General features: G+C 43.4%; 21 protein-coding genes. 5 read left to right on the top strand and 16 right to left on the bottom strand.

Annotation, left to right across the window (positions count from 1 at the left end; genetic code table 11):
- Window positions 1-67: 67 nt before the first annotated feature.
- The 14 genes from AC3WTJ_RS12280 to AC3WTJ_RS12215 all read right to left on the bottom strand — a co-directional run bounded on the left by AC3WTJ_RS12280 (window position 68) and on the right by AC3WTJ_RS12215 (window position 12,402).
- Window positions 68-628 carry a HupE/UreJ family protein gene (locus AC3WTJ_RS12280; RefSeq protein ID WP_492521975.1) on the bottom strand — a complete coding sequence of 187 codons (561 nt, stop codon included), beginning with the start codon at window positions 626-628 and terminating at the stop codon, window positions 68-70.
- A gap of 2 nt (window positions 629-630) precedes the next feature.
- A complete protein-coding gene (locus AC3WTJ_RS12275) occupies window positions 631-1,302 on the bottom strand; it encodes a hypothetical protein (protein WP_492521974.1) in 672 nt (223 codons plus the stop codon).
- Window positions 1,303-1,597: 295 nt separating this feature from the next.
- Complete coding sequence (locus tag AC3WTJ_RS12270; RefSeq protein WP_492521973.1) at window positions 1,598-2,818, bottom strand: MFS transporter; 1,221 nt, start codon at window positions 2,816-2,818, stop codon at window positions 1,598-1,600.
- A 101-nt stretch (window positions 2,819-2,919) separates the two neighbouring features.
- A complete protein-coding gene (locus AC3WTJ_RS12265) occupies window positions 2,920-3,597 on the bottom strand; it encodes an ABC transporter ATP-binding protein (RefSeq protein ID WP_492521972.1) in 678 nt (225 codons plus the stop codon).
- Window positions 3,594-4,712, bottom strand: a complete 1,119-nt coding sequence (locus tag AC3WTJ_RS12260; RefSeq protein WP_492521971.1) for an ABC transporter permease — start codon at window positions 4,710-4,712, stop codon at window positions 3,594-3,596. The genes AC3WTJ_RS12265 and AC3WTJ_RS12260 overlap by 4 nt, the downstream gene beginning before the upstream one ends.
- Before the next feature lie 63 nt (window positions 4,713-4,775).
- Window positions 4,776-6,152: a sensor histidine kinase gene (locus tag AC3WTJ_RS12255; protein ID WP_492521970.1), complete on the bottom strand. Its 1,377-nt coding sequence runs from the start codon at window positions 6,150-6,152 to the stop codon at window positions 4,776-4,778.
- Window positions 6,149-6,826, bottom strand: a complete 678-nt coding sequence (locus AC3WTJ_RS12250; RefSeq protein ID WP_492521969.1) for a response regulator transcription factor — start codon at window positions 6,824-6,826, stop codon at window positions 6,149-6,151. Before AC3WTJ_RS12250 ends, AC3WTJ_RS12255 begins: the two co-directional genes overlap by 4 nt.
- Window positions 6,827-6,989: 163 nt before the next feature.
- Window positions 6,990-8,204 carry a M24 family metallopeptidase gene (locus AC3WTJ_RS12245; protein WP_492521968.1) on the bottom strand — a complete coding sequence of 405 codons (1,215 nt, stop codon included), beginning with the start codon at window positions 8,202-8,204 and terminating at the stop codon, window positions 6,990-6,992.
- A gap of 43 nt (window positions 8,205-8,247) precedes the next feature.
- Window positions 8,248-8,994: an amino acid ABC transporter ATP-binding protein gene (locus AC3WTJ_RS12240; protein ID WP_492521967.1), complete on the bottom strand. Its 747-nt coding sequence runs from the start codon at window positions 8,992-8,994 to the stop codon at window positions 8,248-8,250.
- A 13-nt stretch (window positions 8,995-9,007) separates the two neighbouring features.
- Window positions 9,008-9,652 carry an amino acid ABC transporter permease gene (locus AC3WTJ_RS12235; protein WP_492521966.1) on the bottom strand — a complete coding sequence of 215 codons (645 nt, stop codon included), beginning with the start codon at window positions 9,650-9,652 and terminating at the stop codon, window positions 9,008-9,010.
- Window positions 9,653-9,678: 26 nt separating this feature from the next.
- On the bottom strand, window positions 9,679-10,542 hold the full coding sequence (locus tag AC3WTJ_RS12230; protein ID WP_492521965.1) for a transporter substrate-binding domain-containing protein: 864 nt from the start codon (window positions 10,540-10,542) through the stop codon (window positions 9,679-9,681).
- Window positions 10,543-10,733: 191 nt separating this feature from the next.
- Window positions 10,734-11,198, bottom strand: coding sequence for a DinB family protein (locus AC3WTJ_RS12225; protein ID WP_492521964.1), 465 nt, complete (start codon window positions 11,196-11,198; stop codon window positions 10,734-10,736).
- Between the two features lie 53 nt (window positions 11,199-11,251).
- Window positions 11,252-11,638 carry a WecB/TagA/CpsF family glycosyltransferase gene (locus tag AC3WTJ_RS12220; protein WP_492521963.1) on the bottom strand — a complete coding sequence of 129 codons (387 nt, stop codon included), beginning with the start codon at window positions 11,636-11,638 and terminating at the stop codon, window positions 11,252-11,254.
- Between the two features lie 296 nt (window positions 11,639-11,934).
- Window positions 11,935-12,402, bottom strand: coding sequence for a hypothetical protein (locus AC3WTJ_RS12215; RefSeq protein WP_127448935.1), 468 nt, complete (start codon window positions 12,400-12,402; stop codon window positions 11,935-11,937).
- A 199-nt stretch (window positions 12,403-12,601) separates the two neighbouring features.
- Here AC3WTJ_RS12215 and AC3WTJ_RS12210 point away from each other — a divergent pair, with 199 nt between their 5' ends.
- Window positions 12,602-13,012: a MerR family transcriptional regulator gene (locus AC3WTJ_RS12210; RefSeq protein WP_492521962.1), complete on the top strand. Its 411-nt coding sequence runs from the start codon at window positions 12,602-12,604 to the stop codon at window positions 13,010-13,012.
- A gap of 1 nt (window position 13,013) precedes the next feature.
- Window positions 13,014-13,775, top strand: a complete 762-nt coding sequence (locus tag AC3WTJ_RS12205; RefSeq protein ID WP_492521961.1) for an SDR family oxidoreductase — start codon at window positions 13,014-13,016, stop codon at window positions 13,773-13,775.
- A gap of 376 nt (window positions 13,776-14,151) precedes the next feature.
- Here AC3WTJ_RS12205 and AC3WTJ_RS12200 read toward each other — a convergent pair whose 3' ends face one another.
- Both AC3WTJ_RS12200 and AC3WTJ_RS12195 read right to left on the bottom strand, forming a co-directional pair.
- Window positions 14,152-14,673, bottom strand: coding sequence for a GNAT family N-acetyltransferase (locus AC3WTJ_RS12200; RefSeq protein ID WP_492521960.1), 522 nt, complete (start codon window positions 14,671-14,673; stop codon window positions 14,152-14,154).
- A gap of 220 nt (window positions 14,674-14,893) precedes the next feature.
- The gene (locus tag AC3WTJ_RS12195) at window positions 14,894-15,460 is read right to left on the bottom strand and encodes an HXXEE domain-containing protein (protein WP_492521959.1); all 567 of its coding nucleotides are present in this window, start codon (window positions 15,458-15,460) and stop codon (window positions 14,894-14,896) included.
- 314 nt (window positions 15,461-15,774) lie between these two features.
- Between AC3WTJ_RS12195 and AC3WTJ_RS12190 the strand changes: the two genes are divergently transcribed.
- From AC3WTJ_RS12190 to AC3WTJ_RS12180, 3 genes are read left to right on the top strand one after another with little or no spacing between them, the layout of a single operon-like run.
- Window positions 15,775-16,857 carry an endospore germination permease gene (locus tag AC3WTJ_RS12190; protein ID WP_492521958.1) on the top strand — a complete coding sequence of 361 codons (1,083 nt, stop codon included), beginning with the start codon at window positions 15,775-15,777 and terminating at the stop codon, window positions 16,855-16,857.
- The gene (locus tag AC3WTJ_RS12185) at window positions 16,854-18,257 is read left to right on the top strand and encodes a spore germination protein (protein WP_492521957.1); all 1,404 of its coding nucleotides are present in this window, start codon (window positions 16,854-16,856) and stop codon (window positions 18,255-18,257) included. Before AC3WTJ_RS12190 ends, AC3WTJ_RS12185 begins: the two co-directional genes overlap by 4 nt.
- The gene (locus AC3WTJ_RS12180) at window positions 18,254-19,363 is read left to right on the top strand and encodes a Ger(x)C family spore germination protein (RefSeq protein ID WP_492521956.1); all 1,110 of its coding nucleotides are present in this window, start codon (window positions 18,254-18,256) and stop codon (window positions 19,361-19,363) included. The genes AC3WTJ_RS12185 and AC3WTJ_RS12180 overlap by 4 nt, the downstream gene beginning before the upstream one ends.
- The last annotated feature ends 47 nt before the right edge of the window (window positions 19,364-19,410 follow it).

Raw genomic sequence — 19,410 nt, 5'->3', positions numbered from 1 at the left:
CGTCCTTTGTTTGCGGTATGTTAATTCAATCTAATGATTTTGTAAATCATGGAAAGATGTGAAATCTTTAAACAACCCGTTCCAGAAACCAATACAACCCAAATAACCCGATTATGCCCGAAATGCCATAAACGGTATGAGCATTCCAGCGGGTGCGCCCGATATTATGAATAATTGGTAAAAGAATAAGAAATATCGCCAGTTGTCCCAGTTCAATTCCGAGATTAAAAGAAAATAACGGAAGCGCAACATTCCCCGAGAATCGGCCCTCAAGCACCCCTGCAAATCCAAAGCCATGGATAAGTCCAAAGCAGCCTGTAATTAGCCAGCGCCATTTATGCTCTTTTCGCAGCATATTTTCTACGGCCACGAATACTATACTGAGAGCAATTAAGGGTTCAATGATTGTCCCAGGGATCTGCACAATTTCGAGTGCAGCCAAAGCCAAAGTTATACTATGTCCAACTGTAAAAGACGTGATAATTTTCAAATATTCACTCCACTTGAAACGTACAATGACCAAGCCTAAGAGGAACAACAGATGATCATACCCTGTGAAAAGGTGCTCCATGCCATACGTCAAATAATTCCATATTGTATACAGCCATTCTGGAATCACTAGTTCCATCTTCATTTCCTCCGTTTTAGTTTCATTTTGAAAACATACACTAAGATTGCTATCGTCAATACTGCGCTAAGCAGCACTACGAGAAATACCCATAACGGTAACTTAATCACACGATTAACAATGGCTTGAGGACTATGCGGGTCTAGGTGAAGGTTTAAAGTTTGGTGATTCCTGTCAAAATCATGCTCAATGGTCATACCATCAGGTGAAGTGATTGTGGCAAAATTATGATGTGTCGGGCTAACGTTTGTGAACAGGATATTGTACTTGATTATCAACTCCTTGATTCCTTGACTGAAATCATAGTCTAAATTCAGCTTAATCATTGGAATACCTAGCCCTTGTTCAATCATTTCCATAGATTCAAGCTTCGCCTGTAATTCGACACCGTCCCCTTTAACTGAAAGTCCCTTCGCAACGAAATCCTTCATATCTGATTCCTTTTGCCTGGCTTCCTCCGTAGTAAATGTACCGTCCTGATCTAAATCAAGGTTTATAATAGGGCTCATCTCATCGGGTAAAAGCAACAATTCGTATCGCATCCCGTCTTCTTTCCATGCTATATGGGAATAACCGAAAGATGGACCATGTGCCTCTGCCTTACTCGGCTGAAGGAGCAGCCAAGCAATCAGTAACGAAATTATCCACAATCTTCTTACTAGCTGTTGATTCATAGGTTTGTACTCCTATCTTGCATATATGCAGCTTATTTTGCCGTTATCATCTACTTACGAGTTTCCTCCTCACTCATACAACATAAAACAATAATAATAATATTTATTTCATTGTTTTATATAGATTTTTCTTGTATTTTAAATTTATTTTGTTTGCTCTCTGTTAATTGCATATATATTTTTAGTAAATATAGGAATGTGGGCTTCGATCATGGGGGTGGGGGAGTGCGAAGGTAAGCGGCGGCGTCAAAATAGAAAACGGAGGCCACGAATTCGTGGCCTCCGTTTTTGCTTCTTATTTCGATATCTCCTTGGCTGCGGATACACTAGACTGGAAAGAAAACTTCGGCAGCTTAAGCAGCACAGCCACCAGCAACAACAAACTGCCGTTGATGGCGAACACGACGGGAATTGATAGTTGGGTTGCCAGAAAGCCCCCAATTAGCGGCCCCAACAGCAGGCCCATTTGATTGGCCGATTGATTAAGGCTGAATGCGCGGCTGCGGAAGCTTGGTTCCGTATGAGTAGCGATAAATGCATTAAGCGCTGGAAATACAGCAGCGAAAAAGAGCCCGTAAACAAACCGCAGCGATCCGAATCCGATTAAATCGTGGAACAATATTTGCAAAAAATTCCCGATGCCTCCGCCGATAAGCCCGATGAACAGCACCTTTTCGTAACCCAGCTTGCTTCCGAGCTTGCCCCAACGTGGCGCCGCAATCAATGTTGCAACTCCTACCGCGGAGAAAATGATACCCGCATGAAGTGACGCGGACGACTCGCTGGAGCCAAGCTTCAGCACATAGATCGTTAGTAAAGGTTCCAAAATCATGATGGATGTCGATGTAATAAAGACAATGAACAGCGCGTATACGAGCGTCCGATTCGCAATCGCTTCTTTAAGATCATTAAGCACCGAGGATCGCTTCGCTTCGGATTTAACAAAGGAAGGCTCCTTCACCCAAACCCATGCGATGATGAAGGCAATCAGCACCATCACACCTGCCAGCAAAAAAGTTTCACGCGTGCCGATCAGGTAACTTACACTTCCTCCCACCAACGGTCCTATGACGGAAGCGGCTGCACCGGAGGTAGAAATGATGCCTAGCGCATAGCCTACGTGTTTCTCCGGCGTATTCGTTGCCACCATCGCTATGGCTGAGGGAATATAACCCGCGAGCAAGCCTTCGATAATTCTTACGAGGATAAGCTCGTATGGATTTTGTACGATGAAGTATAAAAAATACGCGATGGACAAGCAAATTCCGGCGCGAAGCATCATCGGCTTCCTGCCATACTTATCAGCCATGGAGCCCCAGAATGGAGCGATTAAAGCAGCGGCCAAAAAAGTAATGGCAAATACAACCCCCGTCCATAGTTCCAAATGGCTTTGTACACCGAGATCATTTTGCAGAAATATAGACATAAACGGTATGGATACCGTATAGGCCATACTGACGAGGAAAGTCCCTACCCACAGCACGAAAAGATTTCTTTTCCAGGAATTATCAGCCAAAAAAGCACTCCCTTTTCTTCATTTGTCTCTATCTTACCATTAAAGTCAAGGGAGTCTTAATAGAACGTTTTTTTTAGATGATAAAATGTTGTAATGACTCTTTACTTCGTGATTAGTTTACCGTTCTCAAGCCAAAGCACTCGGTCACAAAGCGGCAGCACTCGGTCATCATGCGTAACCATAACGGCACTCTTTCGCTGGTCTTTGACTTGCTTGGCAATCATACGCACGACATCGAGTCCGCGTGAAGCGTCCAAACTCGCTGTTGGTTCATCTGCGAACAGGACGGCGGGGTCATTCATAAAGGCCCTGGCTATCGCTACCCTTTGGCGTTCCCCACCTGAAAGCTTCTCAGGATAGGCGTTTCGTCGATGCGAGAGCCCCATTTTATCAAGCAAAGCTTTGGCTCTTTGACCTGCCCGCGCCCTCTCCGTCCCGGCAAGCTTGGAGATCAGGATCAGTTGTTCCTCGACTTTGAGGTAAGGGATTAAATTGGCACTTTGAAAAATAAAGCCGATTTTTTGAAGCCGTAGTTCGGACAGTTCTTGCATGTCCTTACCCTGAATGGCTTCTCCGTCAATCAGGACCTGTCCGCTCGTTGGTTCAAGAAGCGCTCCTGCGATGGACAGGAACGTGCTTTTGCCTGAGCCTGAAGGCCCCATCACCGCAACGAGTTCGCCTTCGGCAACCTCTAAATCAAGCTTATCCAAAATCATTCTTTCATTGCCGCCATCCTGAAAAGTACGGGTAATCGCCTCTAGTACGAGTCTGTTTGTCATGCTGCAGTCCTCCCAATCGCGTCCAAAGCGTCAATTTTCACAATTTTCCACACCGAAATTAACGAGCCGGCAAGAGACATGGCCATAAAAGATAGACTAGTAACCGCCAATGTAGAGAAACCTAATTGAAATGGCATAGAACTCGGTATTACAGCCTTAAACAATTGAATGAAGAGAATACTAATAACTAAACTGCCAATGGATAAGACTAGAACCTGCAGCGCCACACTTTTTGCTAAATAGGCCGTACGTGCACCTACGGCTTTCAAAATGCCGAATTGGCTTGTTTTCTGAATCGTAATGACATAAAAGAATACGGCTAATACAAAAGCAGATATAACAAACAAGAATACAATCATCATCATCAACGAGCCTTGCTCTTCTTTGTATCCAGGAATAGCTGACACAGCCTCAGACTTTTTTATCACTTCCGTATGAGGCAGCATGCTTTGGAGTTGATCAGCTTTTTCATTCGAGGTATTTATCGCAATCGCATTGTATGGCTCCTCCGAAGAGTTGGATCCTCGACTGGACGACTGCTGAAGATTTTGCCAATCTTGTTTATTTAGAAAGACAGCAGGTGTGTGACTAAATGACTCGTTTTTTACAAAGCCACTGACGGTCCATTTTGTCCCCGAAGCTTGATCGACCAGCTCTGTGCCTATTTTGACGCCGGAATCCGACAATTTCCTGTCAACAAGAACATGTCCTGCTGTCAGTTCGGTCATCGGCGAACCCTCTACGGTTTGGGGTGCCAGCCAACCATCCGGATTAACAGCCAAAATCGTAACATCGATCTTCTCCGTTCCTCCAGCTTGCATAACCGTTGTCATTTTCACGCCAAGCGGTTCAGCGTTTTCTGGTCCTGCGACAAGGCCGGCTTGTTCGATCTGGTTCTTATCTATTTTCGATCGGGTAAATCGATGGTTGGCGTCCTGTTCCATTACAAAATGTGATGCGTTCATGTTTTTAACCGATGCGGCATTATCATACGCCAGACCCTGCGCAAGCCCGGTAACAAACAAAACAAGAAATGCTACAAGCACCATAATGGTGGCGATTAATGAATACCGAGCTTTAGCAAACCTCATTTCTCGAATAGCAAGATACATCATGCTTCCCTCCTTCGTAATGACTCAAGTATAGGAAGCGAAAATGAACGGCGAATGAATAAAAGATTACATCTGGGGCAGCGTTACCGTGAAGGTGGTTCCTTCCGGCGAACTGGCTACTTCTATACGGCCTTCATGAACTTGAACGATTTTCTTTACTATGGAAAGCCCCAGACCTGTCCCACCTGAGGAACGCTCGCGTGCACGATCTACCCGATAGAAGCGGTCGAACAAAAACGGCAGATGCTCTGTCGCAATACCGTCGCCTGTATCCTGAATCTGTATTTTGCAAAAAGAATTTGTCCGTTCCGCTCGAATTTCAATGCTTCTTCCCTTTGGGATGTGGTTGACGGCATTGCCAATCAAATTCATCCAAACTTGCATAAGCAGCACTTCATCGCCGTAAAGGTTGATCGTTTCAGGTACAGAAAGCTTTAACAACAGCTCCTTCTCTTCCATCTGCCATTGAAGGACTTGAACAGCTTGGCGAATCTGCCCGCGCAGCGAGAAGGATGTCTTGTTCACTGATTCTTGTCCTTGCTCAAGCGATGATAGCAAAAGAAGTTGCTTGCTTAACATCGATAAGTGGCGGCTCTCTTTCTCGATAATGGATGCATAATGCTTTCTTTCATCCTGAGGAAGCTCTCGATCTGCGAGTACGGAGGCGAAGCCTTGAATGGACGTTAGCGGTGATTGAATCTCATGGGAGACGTTGGCTACGAATTGTTGCCGTGCTTGATCGACTCTGTCCAATTCATGGCTCATGGTCATAAAATGCTCAGCCAATTGCCCGATTTCATCGCGGCGATGGATCGGGAGTTTAATCTTATAGCTTCCCTGAGCAATTCGTTTCGTCGCATCGGACAGTCGTGTGATCGGTTTCACTAAATAGGTTGTACTGATTAAGAAAAGCACGATGCTAATGACAATGGTGAACAAAATGATTTGTGCGAAAAATATGCGCAATTCACCAAATTGCAGGAGCACATCCGGGCGTAGGAAGAGGGCATAGGTCTTGTCTCTTCCATGAACGGGGACCCCTACCGTATTACTCAACCGATTATCGAAAAAACCAGAGATAAAAGGCTTGTTCGGGAACTCAGCGACACCGTGATACAAGTTGCCGCTGAGGACCGATTCTTTCGCGTGATCATCCATATCCTGTTCCCGGAAATCACGTCCATAGTAGCGATTGGTCCCTTGGCCATCTGTCCAATAGATTTGATACCCAAGTGCCGCGGCGTTTTGCAGATATTCATGGATGTCATCAGGTTGTTTCTCCGCATACTGCTTCATCTGCTCCGCAATGCCAATTAACTTCTCGTCGTTGTAGGGCTTAAGTTTGACATGATAGTACATATTGGATCCGAGAAAACCGATGATACTGCTTACAATGATGACCATTAGCGTAATAAGGAAGACCCGGGAGTATAGCGACTTCATGGTTTGCCCACCTCAATTTTGTAACCGATCCCGCGAACCGTTCTAATGGCGAAATCATCCGCGTAATCTACAAATCGTTCTCGAAGCCGTTTAATATGCACATCCACCGTTCGATCATCACCTTCGTAATCCATTCCCCATACAAGTTGAATGAGTTCATCGCGCGAGAACAATCGACCTGGGTACTCAGCAAGCTGTGAAAGCAACTCGAATTCCTTCATCGGCAGCAAAAATACAGCCTGACCGTCCGTAACCTCAATATTTCTACGATCAATTGTAATTCGATTTAATCGAATGGTGTCACTTGAAGCTCGATGATATCGTCGGAATAAGGCTTTAACCCTGAATACCAGCTCTTCCGGCTCGAATGGTTTGGTCAGATAATCGTCTGTTCCCTGGGTATACCCCTTTTCTTTGTCTTGCAATTGATCCCGAGCAGTAAGCATAATAATGGGGATATCGTAATTTCGCCGAATATAGTCACATAGTTCGAGCCCATCCATTCTCGGCATCATGACATCAACGATCGCCAAATCAATGGCTGTTTGCTTCATCAGCTCGATCGCTATCATGCCATCCTGAGCCTCGTAAATCCCATATCCTTCTCTCGTGAGCACATATCGAAGCAGTTCTCGAATATTCGCATCATCGTCTGCAATGAGCAGGTTCCTCACTATGATTTCCTCCTACAACCTGAATTCATTCCTCTATCGCATAGTTCCATACCTCTTTATTGTATCACGGAAGAATCTTATCAAATTTGGGTAAAAAAAAACACACAGAGCATTTCTTAACAAAAATGCTTTGTGTGTTTTTATTGATTTTGCAGCTCTGGAATCACAGAGAAACGAGCTCTCGGGAAAGCTGATTCAAACGTTCACAACCATGCGTTGTGACCACCACCATATCCTCGATCATCATCGCACCTATGCCATACCCGTAATAAGGCGTTTCAAGACAAATGACCATTCCAGGCTGGAACAATGTCGTTTCTGATGGACCCAGGAAAGGCGGCTCCTCGGCTGCGAGGCTTAAACCTGCGCTATGCCCAAGGTGCCCGCGATTGTAATTCGGAAGCCCCGAACGTCGGATCACTCCCATCGCATCCTCGAATACTGCCTGCATCGAGATGCCCGGTGTTATCATTTCCAAAAGGCGGTCGTGACCAGCCTTCAATGCGTTGTAGACCCGCGATATCGTTTCCGAAGGATTGCCGAGAACGAAGGTCCGCGCAATATCGGAGCCGTAGCCGTTCACATCCACGCCAACATCAAATTTGATGACGTCCCCTGTTTTCGCAGGGTAAGTATCAAAGCGATGAGCAGGTGCAAATGAAGCACCCACAGCAATCATATCGAAACGTGCGGATAAGCCCTTCACGTCTTTCATCAAAGACAGGCGAAACTCATGCACGATGTCCTGCGCTGTGCTGCCTTGGCGAATGCTCTGAATCGCATCCGTTATACCTGCTTCCGCGTAGGCGCACGCGGCTCGAAGCTGCTCGATCTCCCACGTTGTTTTGATCATGCGCAGCGCAGTGAACAGACCTTGGGCCTCCACCAGCTCCGCTTCTGGTACAGCCTGATGCAGCACTTCCACTGAGGAATGCCGCATGTTGTTCAGTTCGACAGCAATTCTGCCGGCCTGGCAGCCATATTCCGCTAGCGTCTTCTGGAGCAGACCGAACATTTCCTGTGCCTGATGACCTGTTGGTCGTTTGCCTTCATACTTGCCACCTCTCAAACCGAGCGGATCATCGACATCCACCCAAGTCGGATACGTTCGCAGCTCACAATTCGGCAAATTGCTGGATACGCCAGCCGCTTCAAAGTCATTCATAATCATGACTGTCTTGGAACTGGGGTCACGGAATAGGACAGCTAAAGCGACTTCGCTCATCCGCAAAGTATACATAAATGTGCTTTCATGCCCGCAAAGAAAATAGAAATTTTCATAAGACGATGCCACAAGCGCATCCAGGTTCTTTTCCTCCATCAGTACTCGTGCTCTTGCCGCAATCGTGTTTAAATGATGCTCATCGGGATGGGACACTGGTATTTTTCTCCTCTCCTTCGGCTTACGTGAGGCGATATGCCTACAAATCCCCTAACTGTCTTAGAAATCTCCGAGCACGTTCTGTCTGCGGCTGCACGAAAAATTGACTCGGACTCCCCTCCTCTTGAATGGCACCATCGCTCATAAAAATGACTCGATTTGCAACTTCGCTCGCAAACTTCATTTCGTGAGTGACAACGATCATCGTCATTCCATCAAGTGCAAGCTCCTTCATAACCTGAAGCACTTCACTGGTCAGTTCAGGGTCCAGCGCCGAGGTCGGCTCATCGAAAAGCATCACTTTCGGCTGCATCGCCAACGAGCGTGCAATCGCTACTCGCTGCTGTTGACCGCCCGAAAGGCGGGAAGGATATTCGTGTTTTTTCTCCAGAAGGCCGACTTTCACGAGTAATCTTTCTGCCAGCTCTGCCGCTTGCTTAGCGCTCAAATTTTTAACTAGCATAGGCGCCATCGTAATATTTTCAAGCACTGTCATATGGGAAAACAAATGAAAAGATTGAAAAACCATCCCGCTCATTAATCGAATGCGTCTAATGGCTTCCCGCTTCGCGGATTTGGCCATGTTAGCGTTCCATGTAACATCATCCATGCGTATTGTCCCGGAATCCGGCTCTTCCAGCCCATTGAGGCAACGCAGCAGCGTGCTTTTCCCTGAACCGCTCGGTCCAAGCAGCACGACGATTTCTTTGGCTTTCATTTTAAACTCGATCTGTTGCAGCACTTGCAAGTCATTAAAACTCTTCGAAAGCTGATTCACTTCAATCATACGGTTCACACCTTTAATAAGCCTTAGATAAATTCTTTTCAATCCTCGTCAGCAGATGGGAAAATAGCAAGCTCATGACCCAGTACATAACAGCAATAGCGATATAAAATGGCATAGCGATATAATACTGTGCAATCAAAAGCTGAGCCGTACGGAGCAGCTCTGTCACGGTAACAATGGAAACGAGCGATGTTTCCTTGAGCATCCCGATAAAAGTGTTGCCCATCGGCGGTATCGCTACGCGCGCGGCCTGTGGCAGTACAACCTTATACGTCGTTTGCCAAGGAGTAAGACCTAGTGACATCGCAGCTTCCGTCTGCCCTTTGCTGACAGATAGAATGGCACCGCGGAAAGTCTCCGATAAAAAAGCGCCAATATTAAGGCTGAGTGAAAGAAAAGCGGCCGTAAGGGGACCCAAACGTATGCCATAATCCGGTAAGCCGTAGTAGATGATAAAAATTTGAACGAGAATTGGCGTTCCCCGAAAAACAGAAACATAAAACTTCGCGATATTCCTCACAACGATGTTTCCCTTTAGACGAGCAAACGCCAAAACCAGAGCAAGAATGAAGCCGAAAAACATCGACACCACGGTGATTAACAGCGTGTAATACGCACCCTTCAATAGAAAGTCGAGATTTTGCCAAACAAGCTCCATACCTGCATCCTCCTACGCACTGATGCTCAGATGTTAGGATCGACTTTGAACCATTTTTGGAAAATTTGTTTAAAAGTTCCGTCTGATTTCATTTCGGCCAATGCATTATTCAATGCACTTAAGAGTTCAGCGTTATTTTTACGAATCGCGATACCGGCAAAGTCATCTTTTACAGAAGCACCTACGGTTTTAATCTGAAAACGGTTCTTCTCAACCAACGGTTGAATAGCAAAAATATTGTTGATTGTGGCATCTATTCTCCCCGCATTCAAATCCGTTAGCGATGTAATCACATCGTTATAGGTCACGATATCAAAGGTGCCAACCTTCGGCAGCACTTCGTTGCGTAAATACGTCTCATCATTTGTTCCAAGACCAACCCCAATTTTTTTCCCTTTAAAATCTTCAATCCCCTTCACAGAGGTATTCTCATTTTTAACAATGACACTCACACTGTTTTTTATGTAGGGCGTAGAGAAATCCATCGTTTTCTTGCGGTCATCTGTAATGGTAACTTGACTGACAAGCGCGTCATACTTATTTGTTTGCAGCCCTTCAATTAATCCGGAAAACTCGCCCGTAATGAATTCCGCTTGAACACCGATCCGCTTGGCTACTTCCTTGGCGACATCGGCATCGAATCCGTCTACTTCATGTTTATCATTGAGAAAATTGTAGGGTGCGTACGTCCCCATCAACCCAATTCTGATTTTGCCTGACTTCTTAATTGATGCCAACAAATCCTCTGAAGCAGCACTGGTGCTCTTCGGTGTTGCTGAGGCTGTTCCCTGCGTATTATCCCCCGATTTACTGGAGCAACCAACAACCGCTGCAGTTATCACACTTACAATTGAGATCCCTTTTATTAATTGCTTGACTGTGACTGACATGTTCTGTCCTCCTTGAGAAAGTAAACGCGAATTAGCTACACCTAAGGTTTCCCAATTTGCCCAAATCATACGCTGGTTTACTTCATTTTTGGATCTCTGTCGCGTAAACAAAAAAGCCCGCACCATAAAGGCACAGGCCGACATCATCATTTTATTCGTATGAAACTAAAAACGCTATCCAACCTCTTCAGCTATTTGTTCAGCTTGCGAATATAGCAAATTTGACCAATGTGATAGGCATTATGAGTTGATACATTTCCAAGTATCTCCCACCACTTGGCAGACACCGGAAATCCGATTACATCACTTTCAACTTTTTCTTCAGTAAGCAGTTCTTGCCATTTTAAAAGCACATCTAATAATTGATCTTTTAAATCAATGAATGTTTGGTCTTTAGGAATTATAAAACTATTATTATTATCTCCTATGGAAGGCACGGCATTGACATCAGATTTTTGGTGCCTGGTTTGCCATGTTTTATTCCAATAAAGTAAATGCTGCACAATTTCAGCGATACTATTGCTATCCTCACTTGGCTTCCAAAAAGCTGCTTCCTCCGACAAGTTTTCAACAGCAGCTGAAAATGGCAGGTACCAACTAGGGTCATTAGCATTCGCTAATAACTGATCGGATAACAAATCTTTTACATGAACCATACTTGTCACTCTCCTCCTTGACTAATTCTCCGAAACCTTTTTATGTTCCTTTATCACCGATTATTTTCTTTAAATAACAATGCTTTCATTGCAAAACGAGGCAAAATTAATTGTCTTCGCCATCTGGAAGGTTGATTTAATAATCGATAAAGCCACTCCACATTTAACTTCTGCCATATAACTGGTGCTCTTTTTACTGTCCCGGCAATGATATCAAGACTTCCTCCAACGCCAATAGCAACTTTAGCATTTAATTCGTTTTTAAATTTATGTATCCAAAATTCAGCTTTTGGGGCTCCAAGTGCAACCACTAGAACATCGGGCCTCAAGGTCGCAATCTCATTTACAATTTGTGCTTCATCCTTCTGATCAAAAAAGCCATGCTGTCTACCCAAAACGGATACATTTGGGTATCTCTTACTTATTACTTCTGCTGCCATTTTACTAGTGAGCAGTTCTCCATAGAATCCACCTTAGGCTTTTAGCCACATTTTAACATAAAGGATTACTCCAAACTATCCAACTCTTCGTATTCAAGGATAACTCTTAACTGCCTTACCGTTGGAAGAATAAACCACGCTCTACTATCTTGGAAGCGGCAACCGGTGGTCAAGCCAGTTGCTGAGATGTCTTCATTCCTCTGTCTTGACCACTGTTCTGGTATACTAACTAATACCAATACTAAAAACAGACCCAACAATTTCTCGTCGGGTCTGTTTTTATGACGGCACATGTCTTAAACTGTACCTGAGGAATCCGGTACGTCCGGACCATCGACGACATCGATCACCCCGATAGCCAGAATGCTGATAGCAGCCGCTTTTCCCAGCTTTTTCACGCCGTCCTTCAACCGTGCTTTATCGCTGTCCTTAAAGCCTGTCACGACATCTTTTCCGCTCTCAACCACATACTCGATGCCATGGACAACTCCTTTTGCCGTCGTAATGGCTGTTTGTTCAAGTTCATGGAGTCCAGCTTTCGATTGCTGCTTATCTGCCGTAATTAGGCCTGCGCTTAAATTCCATACACCGCTCGCTGCATGACCTGCGATTTCGCCAGTTTTGGCCGTTACCTGTTCTATATCATTGCCGATTTCCTTTATATAATCACTGCGAACAAGCTCCCCTGCCACACGGACAGTTCCTCCAAGCACTTTGCCTGTCACATCGCCTGCCAGCTTGCCTAAATCCTTCAGAAAATCCATCTCAAGCACCTCCGTACATCAGTATATGCTGTATTACGATTGTCGAAACACTTGGTTGCAATTTATGAAGGAACGTAGGCGTTTTTGGATTCAAATTTTTAGCCTTCAACAGACTATTAATTTCTTTGTTGACTTAAACCATGGTTTAAGTCGTATCATATTCCTGTCGACATGACATATAAAATTTGGAGGCCTCCAGATGAAGTATTATTCAATTAGCGAAGTTTCAGACAGACTCGATATCCCGGAATCAACGATACGTTATTATGAAAAAAAAGGGTTATTACCACAAGTTGAGCGTGATGAAGCTGGGAGGCGGTCATTTTCAGAAGATCAAATCACTTTCCTCGGAATCATTATTTATCTAAAAAACACGCATATGCCAATAAGTGTAATTAAACAATATGTTGATTGGGTAGTAGAGGGAGAGAGTACTATTGAATTGCGACTTGAAATGATGAAGAATCACAAGCAAAATGTACTAGCTGAAATTTCGCTAATGCAAGAAGCATTAAAAGGAATTGATGTAAAAATCGCACGTTATACAAAGTATACACAGGAAAGAAAAGAAGCAAGAGAAGATGAAATCATATTGGAAAAGAGGAAATAAGATGAAACTTTCAGGAAATACAATTCTTATTACAGGCGGAAGCACTGGAATAGGTTTAGCTTTTGCAGAGCGCTTTATCGAAGCTGGAAATAAAGTCATTGTTTGTGGACGACGTGAAGATGTACTTCAACATGCTAAAGAAAAATCCCCTAACCTTATTACTCGTGTAAGTAACTTGGATATTGAATCCGATCGTGTAGCATTGTTCGATTGGGTAACAGCAAACTATCCAGAAGTGAATGTGTTAGTTAACAATGCAGGGATCCAACAACGCTTTAATGTGTTAAAAGGGGATGCGAAGAACAATTGGAATTATTTCAGTAAAGAAATCACAACCAACCTTGAAGCACCTTTACATCTCTCTATGATGTTCGCACCATTTTTTGCAACAAAAAAAGAGGCGACTATCATCAACGTGACATCTGGATTAGCTTTTACACCGTTTGCAATTGCCCCTATTTATTCAGCATCCAAAGCGGCGCTTCATTCATTTACAATGAGTCTACGACACCAACTTTCTGAAACGTCTGTAGAAGTTATTGAAGTTGCTCCTCCGGCAGTAAATACAAATTTAGGTGGAGCGGGGGCGCATACCCAAGGAGAACCATTAGATGCCTTCGCAGATGGAATTTTCAAAGCATTAGAAGAAGGTAAAAAGGAAATTGGATATGGTACTTCTGTAAATCGCTTACGCATGACACGAGATGAAGTAGATGTATACGTGGAAAATCTGTATAAGGCCACGAGAAACCTAATTGAATAATTAAGCCTACTGGATTTTAACAGTGAGTTTCATCTACTAAATTCAGCAAGTCCAATGGAAGATGTATATAAAAGACACCGTATCTACCCGTCACTTGAATAAAATAAGGGACAGTTGCCGGCCTCGGCGATCTGTCCCTTCCTAAATTCCGCTCCCCGCTCATTCGTCTAAGGAACAAGATAAACTTTGACTTTCGGTAGACCACGCATTTCGTCAAGGCAACCGATCAAATCGGCAGCCTCTCCTGGTGTCATTCAACTATAGTTTTGAAAGGTTATATTATCTATTATCAAATTGCTTGACCGTTCATATGGTTTTTGTGCAGCATCTTTACTTCTGGCTCTGTTAAACTTTGTTGTTTATTTTCACTTTTATATTATGCTCTATTTGTTCGCTCTACAGAATACAGAAAAAAGTCCATCTCTATATTCCTAAAATTCTTAGTATCTTTATCAATAATATTCATACCGTTTCGAACAGCAACTTTTTGAGAGGCTATATTTGTGTCCCTAATAATAGAATAAACCCTATTTGCATTAAGAACTGAGAAAGCGTATTCCTTGCAAGCAATGGCCGCTTCCGTTGCGTAACCTTTGTGCCAATATGCTTTTTGAAACAAAAATCCTATTTCCAAAATTTCTTTTTCTCTCCAGCCTTGCATTGTCAAGCCACATTGGCCAATCATTTCGTTTGTTTCTTTTAATACAACAGCCCAAAGTCCAAAACCATACTCTTCATATCTTTTAAGATGTCTGTTAAGCCAATTTTGTGCTTCTTCTAAGTTGAATGCACTTTCATAAGCAGCACGCATTACTTCCTCATCACACAATATTCTACACAATGCATCATAATCGAACTGCACCATTTCTCTAATTATAAGACGTTTTGTTTCTATCAAGAATCTCCCACCTTTCTATTATATCAGTAACCTTTCAAAAATTCCTTTCTTCTCGATGTTCTATGAGTAAAAATGACCCGCCAGGAATAATATTCGGACAAGAGAATTATTAATTTAAATTGAACTATCCTGCCCATAGTTGAGCGGAGCGCACCGAAACGAAAATAAGCGATGGATCGGTTCATCGCCGCAGCGCTATCGTTTTTCGTTAGTTCCCGACCTATTTCTTATGCATCACTAACTTAAATAAGATGGCATGAACAAGAATCGAAAATAAAACCGAGCTAATCCACCAGGTCATTGGATGGGAAATACCTTTTGCCGTAATCACGTATGCACCATAAACGGATGCGATAGACTGAAGGCTTGCCATTACCAGCCCCGGATTCCATTCTCTATATTTAATTCCTGTATAAATATGGGTGGCACAGTTCATCAAGCTAAAAATGACAATTAACAAACCAAAGCCGATATTTACGATACATAAAAGTCCGAAAATGAGGAACGCCAGCCATACTAGAATAATATTGATCCAAAACACTTTCTCATCCGTTAAAGCCTCGTCACCCTCCGGCAACCTATTCACGACTCGATTAAAGTAATCCTTAAAGCCGCCCGGCCAATAATGCTCCTCGGTTTGATGAAACAAATATAAGGGGATGTTGATCAATGCCCAGAACATCGTATCGACAGGACTGAATGTCCAGAATAGCATTACAATGGTTATGAACCCCAACCAAGGTGTTAACTTAGCCCAATGTTGATTCTCTGCCCAATAATTCAGCATCTTACGTAATCTCTCCTTCCTGATTTATCAATTATATATATATTCGGTTAATTCATTTATTTTCCTATACTTAATTCCCTTTACTTCAAAGAATAAGAGAACAGATGGCGGTCACGGCTTCGATTTGTTAGTATTCATGGTCAGTTCCATTGTTCCAAATTTTCTTTAAGGATACTAAACTCAAATGCAAGATTAGCTTGCATCATATTATTTATTTCACGTGGGCTAACATCAAACTCTACTGCTGTCCCTATACCTAATTATGGAATAAAAACACTATTGTAGGGAAATATATGAATCAGGTGGTGAGTCCGATGTCTACGTTTTCCAATCCTAAAATTAATCCCTTTCACGGATATTTGCTGTGTTTGAGCGCTACGCTCGCTTTGGCTCAAATTTCAGGCATTATTATCTTAATTGAAGATTCTAAGCGCGATGGGCTTACCAGCGTTATCTTCGGGTGCGCCGCGTACTTCATTTATGCCTATTGGATTTACCGAATCGTTATCAATCAGCAACCAAACCAATCCTTTCTTGATGCTATTCAGTTGAAAATGGGAAGTTTGGCCGCTTGGACGGTGAGGTGCTGGATTGCCCTGTACTTGATCTGCGAACTGTTTGTCACTCACAAAAATATCGTCACATGGGTCAAATCCATGATCCTCCCTTTTACGCCGATTTGGGCGATTTCATTACCTATGCTGATCCTATGCGCCTATTTTGCCTTCAAAGGAATCAAACCGATCGCCATTTCCTTTTCTGTTTTATTTCCGATACTCCTAATTTTGATGTTCTTTATGGCTATCTTTACATTTAAATATAGGCATCATGACCTTCTTCTCCCTCTGTTCAACGAAGGAACCTGGCCCATCTTAAGTGGAACGGCGACATGTTTCCGAATAGGCATGGAGTTATTTTGGTTATTATTGTTGATGCCTCATATTCAAGGACAATTCAAGTGGAAGCATTTTGGAGTATTATGCTCCAGCACTTCGTTTTTCTTTATCAATATTGTTGTAGGTATAATCACTACATTCGGCATTTATGAAGCATCCAAGCAGCGTTTCCCGCTCTTTACTCAGTGGCGGCTGGTTAGTATCAGCAGCTTCGTGGAACATTTGGACTTTCTATCTATGTACCAGTGGCTGTGTACTACTGCTATACAAATCAGTTTGGGATTGTTTCTGCTCGGTGATTTGCTTACCTCCAGTCGTCAGAATAAGAAAATAGCGATCCTGACTTTCACAGCCGTTTTATTTATCGGCATAGAGCTTAAGATAAACGACAGTATTTTTTTAGCACTCACTAAAGCTTACTTCTATCCTCTATCTGCCTTATCCATTCTTTGCTGGACTCTGTTAGCGCACCTTACAACAAGAAAAAGAGGTTCATCATGAACATCGAACTTTCAAAAGAAGAGGATTTCAAAGCATTATTCGTTTGCTGCCACGATGTGAAAATCGAGGAGCGAGGCGGCGCGCACGTCATTTACTGCGAAGGTCTAATCGATTCTAAGCAACTAAACGAGAATATTCTCCCGAGATTGGCGGAAATGGTGGAGACTTCCGAACTAAAACTCTTAGACAAAAATGTGGAGCTCCGTCAAATTGAACAGAGTGTATTTTCAGGCAGCGTCATCATTCTATATTCCCGCGATAATGAGATTGATGTATACGAAACGAATATATCCAACCCGCCGAAGCGCCAACCTGAGGAATCTACTAGCGAAATATCGATTCGCGGGCCACGTGACGGTTTTACGGAAGAAGTAATTACTAATGTCGCTCTTATTCGCAAAAGGTTAAAAACCTCATCTCTTCAATTTGAACAGGTTATTGTAGGAAGTAGAGGGAACGTTCGCATAGCCATTCTGTACATCAAAGATATTATTAACCCTGCATTCGTTGTGGAAGTAAAAAGCCGGATTTCCCAAATCGATGTGGACACCATAATCGGATGCGCTCAACTGGAAGAATATTTAAGCGATTCGAGCGATTCCATCTTTCCACTAGTGGATACGATCGGAAGGCCTGACTTTGCAACCGAGTCGCTGCTCCGCGGCAGATTTGTCGTCCTATTGGACGGGTCTCCTATGGCTACTATCGGCCCATCCAATCTTATGGAACAATTAAAATCACCCGAGGATGTTCATTCTTCTTACTATTACTCGATTTTTCAGCGTATACTGCGTCTTATTGGTTTAGTTACGGCTATGTTCCTTCCTGGTTTCTACATTTCGCTCACCTGCTTTAATATCGATCAAATTCCGTTCCCCTTGCTTGCGTCCATTTCCGTTGCACGTACGGGTATTCCGTATCCTGCACCGGTTGAAAACCTGCTCACTTTCGGATTGTTTGAATTGTTCCGAGAGGCAGGTATCCGCCTGCCCAAGCCGGTTGGTCAAACGGTGACGGTAGTCGGAGGGATTATTATCGGTGATGCTGCGATCCGGTCCGGACTTGCCTCTCCTTCTCTTCTTATGTTTACTGCTGTGACGGCCGTTGCTTCTTTTACGATGGTGAATCAATCCTTAACAGGTACCGTCACACTTATTCGAATTTACATGTTGCTGATTTCATCCTTTCTTGGTACGTATGGATTTTTCATAGGTTTGATATCCGTGGTAGCGTACACCTCCACATTGACATCCTTCGGCACTTCCTATTGGTCTCCGATCTCGGAGATTAATATCAAGTCTTCCATATTGGCGGTATTTAACCGACCGTTCAAGTCCAAAAACAAAAGACCACACTTTCTTCATCCTACAGATTCTACATCACAAGGTGAAAGACCATGAGAGCGATGATAATCTTTTTCACGATCTGTTGTATGCTGTGCCTAACCGGTTGTTGGGACAATAAGAATATTCAAGAACTGCTTTACGCTACCGCGATAGGAGTAGATTATAAGGATAATCAGTATGAAGCTTATATTCAGATCGTATCCTTCAATCACGTAGCTAAAACGGAGAGTGCAGGGGGAAGCGACGGTCCGAAGGTGTATGTCGGCAAGGGGAAGGGGAAGACGCCCTCTATGGCCCTCAGCAATCTTTATGAAACGGTACAAAGAAGAGTCTATTGGAGTCATGTTCGTGCTTTTCTGTTCACCGAAAGCGCGTTTCGAGCCGGGGGAGATGAGTACTTTGATAATCTAAAGAGATATAGAGAGTTTAGGTATTCTCCTTGGGTATTCGGCACGCAAGGATCGATTGAGGACATTTTTAAAACACCGTCTTTCTTCCAAATGTCGCCGATTACGAACATTCTCGGCACTCCGGAGGAAAATTATTTACAAAGATCGTTCGTTAAACCCCTTCGAGCGCAGGAATATCAAATTTATATTAATGAGCCAGGCGATATTGCTCTGGTCCCTACCCTTTCCATTGATAAAACCGCGTGGCAGTCCGATGAGAAATCCGATACGAAATTGAAAATAAACGGCGTGTTCGCTCTTCAAAAGGTCGATTTTCATGGTTGGATGCCGAACAATAAGATAAAAGGACTGCGATGGATGAATAAAGAGTCATCAAGAACTGCTGTGGAGACCAAGTCCGCGATCGTTTCACTTGAAAAACCAAGGCCCAAAATATCAGTCACCGATCAAGATGGAAAAATGGTTTTCAATATTACGGTTAAAGTCCGGGGAAATATCGTAGAATTGCTGGACGGCTCGAAGTCAGAGCAAGAAATCGAGAAAGAAGCGGAGGAGCAGATCAAAAAAGAAATCCGATCGACTTATGAAGACGGACTGCATATAGGGGCAGATGTTTACAACTTCAGAAATGTGATGTTTAAGAAAAGATTCAAAAACTGGCAAGACACAGAGCTTACTTCTCCATCCTTGGATCAAATCGATGTTCATGTAAATATTCAACACACGGGAGAGCTGCAAAAGAAAGCATAACCCCATATCTGGACGTTTTGTCCAGCTACTATTGTATTAATCACATT

The organism is Paenibacillus sp. FW101-FHT12H11, from assembly GCF_058790355.1.
Note: the sequence above shows the minus strand (reverse complement) of the source record. Positions and strands in the feature narration are given on the sequence as shown.